Below are 2,668 nucleotides of genomic sequence, written 5' to 3' on the forward strand. Positions count from 1 at the left end.
GAACTGTCTCTGCGGATGTGGAACAGCGCGGGCAGGCGAGCGCGTCGACATGCAGCAGCCGGCGCAGAAGTTGCGCCCACGGGACGCGCCGGCGAAATTTGGCGGATGGTCTCTCTGGCTCCGCCCCGGCCGCCTGCTTTGGCCAAGAAGAGTACAACCAAGAAGAGTACAACCAAGAAGAGTACAGCGAGGAAAGCGGCGATCAAAAATACCGCACAAAGAAGATCCACAAAAGAACACCGTAATAGGCAGCTCGGTGGATGATCTCAAGGTCCGAGAATAGCGGCGGCGGGACGAGGTTTCTCCCGCGCCAAGGCGACCCAAATCGACTGGAATCATCTTTTCAGCCCATCTGGTTGCAGACCGGTTGGCAAACCGGCATCCGGCTTGCTATTTTAAGAGGTAAGAGCCATACACGACGGATTCTCCACGGCATCAACGCTCCGCCGCGATAGGTCGAGCCGGACTGTGAGGCGACATGGCCCCACGCAGGGACGATCGATTGTCCAGAGAGGACTACCGAATCCTCCAAAGATACGATGCCGCCATGGCTCTTATGGAGGCCGGCAGGGACAAGGCGGCGGCCAAGCAGTTGCGGGCGATTATCCGCGAGGTTCCGACCCTCCGGCCTGCGTTGTTTCACCTGCATGCCCTTTGCGCCAAGCATGGCTGGCATGACCTTTTGTTGGAAACGCTCGAGGATGCTCATCGCAGCGGGGAATGGGATTCCGATCTGCTGGAGGATCTCGTCTATCTGTCCTTCTCGATGAAAAGGCGGGAGGAAACCCGCCGGTACCTTCTCGAATTCCAGAAAAATTTCCCTCGACAGCGCAAAATCGGTCCGTGGTGGATCAAGGATATACGGCACTGGGTTCTCAGCTACGGTGATAATCCTTGTGAGGCCTCCCCTTCCCCGGATCAGATGACGCTGTGGTCCGGGGGCGATGAAAGGGCAGCGCCGCAAGCACCGGCTCGGGCTCCATCCAAACCGCGCCAACCGTCGAGGGTTCAACAGACCCCAAAGAAGAAGGCCACGCTTCAATCCCCAACACGGGCTCCATCGAAACCGTCCCGTCCGGCCCCTGCCGCAAGGCCTCCTGTCACGAAGCCCCTTGTCACAAAGCCCGCTGTCACGAAGCCCCCTATCTCGAAGCCCGCTGTCACAAAGCCCCCCGCGGCAACGACGGCTCCCGCGCCTCCCCCCGCCGAGACGATCCTTGCCCGGCCGATTCTCGGTCCGCTCCAGGTCACGATAACCGTGGAAGGGCCGGATCTGGCGGCGCGGCTGACGCAGGGGGAATGGAATGTGCGGTCACACCATGATCTGTGCTTGTCGGCGCATCATCTATCGATGGTCAACGGGATCGACGAATTGCTGTGCCTGTCGAACATACAGGGCGTGCGGGAACTCTGGTATCAAGTCGAGACGGTGCGCAAGGTCCTCCGGCGGTTCCGCGGTCGCGCTCTGCTCTGCGACGAGGTAGGCCTCGGCAAGACCATCGAAGCCGGCATGATCATCAAGGAATACATGCTGCGAGGCTTAATCCGCTCCGTTCTGGTGCTCGTCCCGCCATCACTGGTCGCTCAATGGCATGAGGAATTGCTGCTCAAATTCGGCATCGATTGCGCCACCTCCGCCGATCCGCTCTTCAAGCGCGATCCCGAAGCCTTCTGGCAGGAAAAGCCGCTGATCATCGCCTCGCTCGCATCGGCGAAGTCGGCGCGCCATGCTCCCCTGCTGACCGCCCGGCCGTACGATCTCATCATCGTGGACGAGGCGCATCATCTACGCAATCGCAACACACAGGCCTGGAAGCTGATCAACCGCCTCAAATCGCGATTCCTTCTACTGCTCACGGCCACCCCGCTGCAGAACAACCTGGAGGAGTTGCACAATCTCATCACGTTGCTCAAACCGGGACAACTCAAGACCCGGGCGACCTTTCTCCGGGAGTTTGTGTCGAAGGAGGATCCGACCGTGCCGGTCAACGAGGAGAAGCTGCGCGAGCTGCTGTCCGGCGTGATGATCCGCAACACGCGCGCGTTGGCCGGATTGCATCTGCCGGCCCGGCATGCGAGCACCGTCACCGTTGACCCGTCGCCTGCGGAGAAGGAACTTTATGACCGCATCTCGAATCTGGTGCGAACCGGCTATCGAGGGGATGGCAGCGGTAATGGGCTGAATCGGCTCACCCTCCGGCTTCTCCAATCCGAGGCGGGCAGCAGTCCGCGGGCGTTGCTAAAAACGTTGGAGAAGATCCCGGAATCCGCGGAATTACTGTCGCTTGCCGACATCGCACGATCCCTGGATTCGCACACAAAGCTTGACGCGCTGGCTGTTCATCTGCAGACCACCCGCGAGAAGACCATCGTCTTTGTGAGCTTCCGCGAGACACTCGCCTTTTCGGCCGAGAATCTCCGCCGGCGGGGCCTCGAGGTCATTCTCTTTCACGGGGGGCTGTCTGCCCGAGAAAAAGAGGCTGCGATCGACGCATTCCGCGACGGAGGGCGCACATTGCTCACCACAGAGGTGGGTGGCGAAGGGCGCAACCTTCAATTCTGCCATCGCATCGTGAACTTTGATCTGCCATGGAATCCGATGCGTATCGAGCAGCGTATCGGCCGTATCCACCGCATCGGGCAGGAGAAGGAGATCGAGATTGTCAAC

Annotated in this window: 2 protein-coding genes; both read left to right on the forward strand. The window is 60.3% G+C overall.

Features of this window, described 5'->3' with window-relative positions:
- Positions 1-245 (forward strand): hypothetical protein (locus tag KJ970_02370; GenBank protein MBU2689743.1); only part of this gene is annotated, 245 nt, incomplete at its 5' end.
- A 233-nt stretch (positions 246-478) separates the two neighbouring features.
- The coding region (locus tag KJ970_02375; GenBank protein MBU2689744.1) for a DEAD/DEAH box helicase family protein at positions 479-2,668 on the forward strand (2,190 nt) is incomplete at its 3' end.

The organism is Candidatus Eisenbacteria bacterium, from assembly GCA_018831195.1.
Lineage (GTDB): Bacteria > Eisenbacteria > RBG-16-71-46 > CAIMUX01 > JAHJDP01 > JAHJDP01.